The organism is Hugenholtzia roseola DSM 9546, from assembly GCF_000422585.1.
Lineage (GTDB): Bacteria > Bacteroidota > Bacteroidia > Cytophagales > Bernardetiaceae > Hugenholtzia > Hugenholtzia roseola.
The window spans coordinates 6,766-14,113 of the sequence record NZ_KE383889.1 but is presented as its reverse complement, the minus strand read 5'-3'; the positions used below and the strand labels follow the sequence as shown (position 1 = coordinate 14,113).

3 protein-coding genes are annotated in these 7,348 nt (G+C 45.5%); all 3 read right to left on the bottom strand.

The features are described 5' to 3' along the window. Positions 1 to 3,299 (bottom strand): HYR domain-containing protein (locus tag G500_RS26405; RefSeq protein ID WP_245574522.1); only part of this gene is annotated, 3,299 nt, incomplete at its 3' end. Beyond that, a complete protein-coding gene (locus G500_RS0120680; RefSeq protein ID WP_027003920.1) occupies positions 3,181 to 6,588 on the bottom strand; it encodes a choice-of-anchor D domain-containing protein in 3,408 nt (1,135 codons plus the stop codon). The genes G500_RS26405 and G500_RS0120680, both read right to left, overlap by 119 nt. A gap of 317 nt (positions 6,589 to 6,905) precedes the next feature. Beyond that, a partial coding sequence (locus G500_RS24495; RefSeq protein WP_035758350.1) for a T9SS type A sorting domain-containing protein occupies positions 6,906 to 7,348 on the bottom strand: 443 nt, incomplete at its 5' end.

Genomic DNA, 7,348 nt, shown 5'->3' with positions numbered 1-7,348 from the left:
CCACAAGTTGCGCTTAGGTTTTCGGTCTGATTTGAAAGACAAGTAGCGAATACAGGGGCGACAATGTCATTTACCGTAATTGTGGCGGTACAAGTTGCGGTATTTCCACTATTGTCAGTGATGCGAAGGGTAACTGCATTTGCACCCAAATTGGCACAAGTAAAATTGCGCGTAGCCAAACCTGTGTCATCAAAAAGGTAAGATACAATCGAACCCCCACAAGAAACACTGCTACCATTGTCCAGCGCGGAAGCATTGACGATAACATTTCCACTTGCATCTAAGTCCGCCGTAATGTTTTGGCAATTCGCAATCGGAAGGGCAGAGGAAATTACATTGACAATGGCAGCACAGGTGGCGGAATTTCCTGCTGCATCAGTTACACGCAGCGTTACATTTTGATTGCCTACATCAGCACAAGTAAAATTTTTAGTAGCCAAACCTGTATCATCAAATACAAAATTTAAGCCTGCGGCTGCCGTACAGTTGTCGCTGCTTGCGTTATTGATTTGCGAGGCATTGACCGTAATATTTCCACTTGCGTCTAAGGTTGCATTGATATTCTGACAAAGGGCAGTAGGTGGAGTAGCGTCTGTAACCGTTACGTTAAAAGAGCAAGTTGAGGTAAGACCTGCCAAGTCGGTAGCGGTATAGGTTACAACGGTAGTACCCAAAGGAAAGAGGTCGCCCGAATTGTGGGTGCTACTTACGCTTTGTATGCCACAGTTGTCTGACGCTGTGGGAGCTACCCAAGTAGCTACGACATCGCAACTTGCAGCGGCAGTATTGAGCGAAATATTGGCAGGACAAGCCGTAAAACTTGGTGGGGTTACATCATTGACGGTTACGGTGAAGGAACAGTTTGTGGTGTTCCCTGCCAAATCCGTAGCGGTGTAAGTTACGGTTGTGATGCCGTGTGGGAATATGTCGCCCGAATTGTGGGTGCTACTTACTGTGGGCGTGCCGCAGTTGTCAGTCGCTGTGGGTGCAGTCCAATTTGCTGTCGCACAACTGCCCGCAGGTGCGGTAAGTACAATATTGGCAGGACAAGCCGTAAGCATAGGTGGCGTAACGTCTGTGGATAGGTTGCTTCCGCTAATAGTGAAAGTGTACGTACCCTCATCACTATCGTCGTTGCTTACCGTTACGGTAGCAGTATGCGTACCTACGGCTGTGGGCTGATAGGTAATGACAAAGATTTCAGTACCACAAGCCCCAATCGTGGCGTTACTGGGTTGCGTGCTTACGCTAAAATGGGCAGCACCTGTTCCAGATACACTTACATAAGGCGTACCTGTAAGGGTGAGTGGTGTTATCCCTAAGTTTTCAATCGTGAAAGTACGTGCAACGTTGGTTGCGCCACCGCAAGAAGTGTTGAGGCTACCAAAGTCGGTATCGTTCGCTACCGAAGCAACTGCACTACCACTGACGATTTCTGTCCCATTTCCTGAAATTCGGATTTCTGAAGCGGGAATAGTATTCATACGCATTACAGTTGTGCGGTTGGCATTAGCAGCATCTCGATACGCCACATAAGGAGTGCCTGTACTTGGCTGAAAAGCAAAACTCTGCCAAGCGGAAATTCCCGCAGAAAAGCCCACTGCACCTACATTCTGCCAAGTCGTTCCATCAAAACGCCTCACCGTAGTTTTATTGGCATTAGCCACATCGCAATAGGCTACATACGCCTCGTCCGTAGTGGGGTGGAAAGCAATTTGTTGATAGTTAGCTATGCCTGCTGAAACAAATGTACCTACCGAAGACCAAGTTGTTCCATTAAATCGCCTAACTAAAGCCCTGTTTCCATTTGCGTTGTCGCGGTACACCACATGAGGCACGCCTGCGGAATTGAAGGCTAAATCTACGAATGTTCCAGGGTCTAAAGATGCCACTCCACCACTAACCGTCTGCCAAGCAGTACCGTCCCAACGCCTCACCCAAACTCTTTGAAAAGGTCCTGTATAATTGCTATACGCCACATAAGGCTCTCCAGTGCTGGGGTGGAAAGCAAGGCTACCATAATTGGTTGAGTTGCCCGATAGGTTTCCGCCTAAACTTGACCAAGCAGAGCCATTGAAGCGGAACAATACCTGTCCTGAACCTTGTCCTGTATCAGTAACTACTAAATGAGCTTCGTGCGTGGTAGGGTGAAAGGCTAAATCGGGTTGATAGCCCTGCCCCAAAGTGATATTATTACCTACATTTACCCAAGCCGCACCATCATAACGTATTACTCGCGCTCTACCAGACTGATTAAAATCAATATAAGCGACATAAGGCTCGTGCGTAGTGGGGTGAAAAGCTAAGGACATACCTAAGTGTGGTGAGCAGGTTCGGCTTGTTGTACCCACATTTACCCAGTTTGTGCCATCAAAACGCATTAAAGTAACGGCATTTCCATTGCTCCCATCACGGAAAGCGACATAAGGTTCGTTTGTGGTGGGGTGAAAAGCCAGACTCTGATATTCCGCACCCGAATTCGAGAAGCCCGCTGTGCCTACATTCTGCCACATATCAATCATAGAAACAGAAGTTGTCGCTGTTGCGCTGACTTGAAAGGTGTAGGGGTTTTCGTCAGGGTCATCACTGGCAATAGAAATTACCGCAGTTTGTGTCCCTAATGTAGAAGGCGTGTAAGTAACACTAAAAATTAGGAAACTACCTCCACCCGGAATAGTAGAAGATGTAGGTTGTGCCGATATGCTAAAATCCGACGAACCCGAAATTGCCACCAAAGGCGAACCCACGAGCGTAAGGGCATTCCCACTGGCGGGTACGTTGTTTAGAATGTGAAAGTCGCGGGTTACTGCGCCTGCACAAAAGTCGAAGCTTCCAAAGTCTGTTCCATCTGCCACACTTGCCGTAGCCCCATTGGGAATATTTGCGCCAATGGCATTGTTCCACAAAGCAATGTCGGGGCAAGCACCCGTTACTGTGATGGCGATTGCGGTTCTTATTGAGATACAACCTGCTGCATTTTCTTGCTCTACGTAATAGGTTGTACTTGCCGAAAGTGCAGACGTAGTAAAACTTGTACCCGTTTGCAAAAGCGTACCACCCGTAGGCGCATCATACCAACGAACCGTAGCTCCCGTTACTAAACCTGTCGCTGTGAGAGTAGTTGTGCTACCATTACAAAACGTTGTTGTGCCTGTAAAGGTAGGCTCGGCAGGGGTAGGATTAACCGTAAGGGCAATAGCTGTTCTTATAGAAATACAACCTCCCGCATCTTCCTGCTCTACATAATAGGTTGTGTTTGCTGAAAGTGCAGGCGTAGTAAAGGTTGCGCCCGTTTGCAAAAGCGTCCCCCCCCGTAGGTGCATCATACCAACGCACTGTCGCGCTTGGCAATAAGTCAGTTGCGTTCAGTACAGTTGTATTTCCACTACAAATTGTTGTCGTGCCTGTAAAAGTAGGGGCATTAGGCAAATTTGTAAGCGTTCCTGAAACAGCCAGAGAGTCGCTCCCACAATTAGAAGAAGCCACAATGCTTCCGCTTACATTCGTGTAGCTATTGTTCATACGTACATAAACTGTAGTATTAACAGTTCCGCTTGTGGGCGCAAGGCTCAAAGAAGAGGCAAAACCCGAAGTGGGATTTAAGGAAACTTCAAAGCCTGTGGGAGCTGTGAGAGTAAGATTGGAAGACAAAGAAGATGCTAAAATTTGCATTTCTCGTGCTGCCGAAGGTGCGCCACAAGCTGCTGAGAAAGGGGTGAGGGTTCCGTTTACAATAGTTGTCTCTATTTTTCGGATATTATGAGCTTCGCCTACATATACATCATTGCCAACAAAAAGAAGACTATGTGGAAAAGTCAGCCTTGCTGTTGCAGCTGCACCATTGGTAAATCCTGCTGAAGAACCAACAAAAGTACTTACCGTTGAGCCTGAAAGTTTACGAACTCTATGATTTTGTACGTCTGCAATGTATAGATTACCAAAATTATCAAATTTAATTCCTACAGGCTGATTAAATCGTGCAGAAGAAGCTGCCCCATCTACAAAACCACTAAGAGAACCTGCCACAGTCGTTACTTCGCTGGTATTTAGATTTAATCTACGAATGCGATGATTATAACGGTCGGCAATGTACAAAAAGTCTCCAGAGGCATCAAACTCAATTCCATGAGGTTGGTTAAAACGAGCTGCCGTTCCGATTCCATCTGCAAAACCTACTGAACTACCTACTACTGTCGTAACGGTATTGGAAGTAAAATTAGCCTTACGAATTTTGTGATTTGAACGATCGCTAAAATACAATTCGTCTGTAACAGGGTGCAATGCCAACCCATAGACCGTATTGAATCTTGCTGTTGTGAAATCGCCATCGCTACTACCTGGAGTCGTAGAGCCAATAGTTTGTAGAATTGCTCCTGTTGTGCCTGAAATTTTGACAATTCGATGAGCATCTGCTACAAAAAAATCTCCATTATTGTCTTTTACAATTTCCCCAAGGCTTCCTGCCAAAGTACTGAAATCAGAAACTACACCTGCCATCGTTACTTTTCGTACTTTAGCATTAACTGCATCAGCTACATAAATAGCCCCATCGTTTCCGATAACCATTCCTTGAGGAAAGTTGAAACGAGCTGCTGCTCCTGTGCCGTTGATATTTCCAGCCGCGCCATCACTACCTGCAAGTTTGGAAACTGTATTAGCTTGTAGTCCATTTCCAAAAAGAGTAGGAGTGCCTGCTCTTCCACGTATGGCAAAGGTATAGCTTCCTTCATTGCTGTCACTGTTGCTTACCGTTACTATGGCGTGATGTATCCCTGCACCCGTAGGCTGATAAGTGATGGTAAAACTCTCTCCACCACTACAAGCTGTTACAACTCCTCCACTCGGTTGAGTGCTTACACTAAAATGTGCGGCATCAGTACCAGAGAGGCTAACATAAGGCGAACCTGTAAGCTCTAATGTAGACCCTCCTACGTTTTCTATCGTGAAAGTTTCTGATAGTGTGCCTAACGCAATACAGTCTGCAAGATAACCAAAGTCGGTATTATTTGCGACCGAAGTCGTTGTACTACCGCTGACGATTTCTATTCCATTTCCTGAGATTTGAATTTCTGGGTTCAGGGTCATTACACTGCTCTTGTCAGCAACACTTTGGTCTTGAAACCCTAAAAATCCCTCCCCTATGGGTGAAAAAGCAAGGCATGGATAATCAATTGCACCCGCAGAGAAGCCCGACGAAGCACTTACACTAACCCAGTTTGTGCCATCAAAACGCAGTACTGTCGCTCGGCTGCCATTAGACAAGTCGCTATAAGCCACATAGGGGTCTCCCGAAATAGGGTCAAAAGCAAGACTTGGATACGCAACAGCTGTAGAAGAAGAGAAACCTTCAGTGCCTACCGTTACCCAGTTCGTGCCGTTAAAGCGTTTTACCGTTATTCTATTGCCTTGTGTTTCATCACGATATGCCAAATAAGGCTCTCCTGTGGTAGGGCTACATTTAAGGTCTAAACGGTTTGCATCGCCTGCCGAAACAGTTACTCCTCCCACATTTACCCATCCTGAACCGTCCCAACGCATAACAAAGTTTCCCAATCCAGCATCACGAAAAGCCGAGTAAACTTCTCCTGTTGTTGGGCTAATAGCAAAGCAAGAATAGTCTACATTTGCTGCTCCTGAAGTATTTCCCCCCAAATTTTGAAAGAATCCCCCACTAAATCGATAAACTACCGCACGTTCTGACACGGAAGCGATAGCATCTATGAAACCCACATAAGGCTCATGGGTAATGGGGTGAAAATCTAATTCTATGTGTTCTGCCACTCCAAAACCTATGCCACCAGTTTGTAAACTTACCCAATTTGTACCATCAAAGCGCATTACCACGCCACCTCCATTTGCAAAAGCCACATAAGGCTCGTAGGTAGTGGGGTGAAAAGCAAGACTTGTTTCCTGAACCGCCCATGGAGAGAAGCCAGTCCCTCCCACAGTAACCCAATTTGACCCATCAAAACGCATAACCGTAATACGTCCCCCTGCGGTATTATCACCATAGGCTATGTAGGGTTCGTGTGTAATGGGGTGAATGGCAAGACTTTGGTTGTCTGCGCTGCCTGCTGAGAAACCCGCAGTCCCAAGGTAGTCCCAAGTGGGTGTATTTATCCCTATGCCACTGATTACGAAAGTATAAGGGTTTTCATCTGCGTCATTATTGGCAATCGACACAGTGGCTGTTTGTGTCCCTATCATCGTGGGAGTGTAGGTAATACTAAAAGCTGTAGTATCCCATGCTGGAATCGTGGTTTTAAAGGGCGGCATCGACACGCTAAAGTCGGGCGAACCCGAAAGCAATACAAGAGGAGAACCTGTAAGGCTTAATGGAGCTGAGTCGCCATTATATATCTGGAAAGTATGTGTGATACTTCCGTTACACATTGAGCGACTACCAAAGTATGTGTTGTTGAGTACCGAAACGGTAGTACTTCCACTAGGAACATTTTGAGAGGCATTCGGAATTAGTCCCTGAATATTTATTTCCTGCCCCAAAGCAGTCCCCGTAGCACTCATCAAACACAAAAAAGCAATCAGCCACAAAAAGTGCGACCTTCGAATGTGTGATTTTTGTTTCATTTTAGAATAAAATTAAGGGTTTTTCAATCAATCATACACCCAAAACTACGAAGCAATGCGGTCGCCTATACTTTGTTTTTAGTGGAAACAAGTTTTTATCCTTTGAATCAGCCTTATTACTTAGTAAAAAAAAGCCCACAACTTTCGTCGTGAGCTTTTTTTGAGCCGTCGGCGAGGCTCTTAGCCGTCGCCGACGGCGTTTGAAAAAACAAGTTTTTTGTAAAAAAACGATACCTAAAATAAATCACAGACCGAAAAGAAAAGGTTTGAAAAACCTCGCCGACGGGCAAACCCTCGGCGACGGTTCTGTCATTTTATTATTCTTTTACAATCTTAACTGTTTGCTGCATCTGGTCTGAAACAATTTGCAACGTATAAACGGCATTGGCAAATTTGCCCAAATCGAGGCTTACTTCTTGTGCATTTGTCCAAGTTTGGCGCAAAAGTTCTCTGCCCAAAGCATCATATAGGCGAACTTGTAACTCTTTTTGATTTGATTCAAAACGCAACGTTACGCGGTCTTGGGTAGGATTTGGGAAAATGCTAAATCCTTGATTTTCAGGCATTTCCTCCTCACCCAAAGTAATCGCTGCAAAGGTTTTGCTACGCGAAGCCGTCTGGCAATCCTGACCATAAGTAGCCAAAACGCGATAACTGCCATTTTGCGTAGGCGTAAAAATCAACTGATTTTCCGAACCTGATACACTTACAAATTCACCGTTTGTACCCAAATTTCTATCTAAAATTTGCCATACAAAAG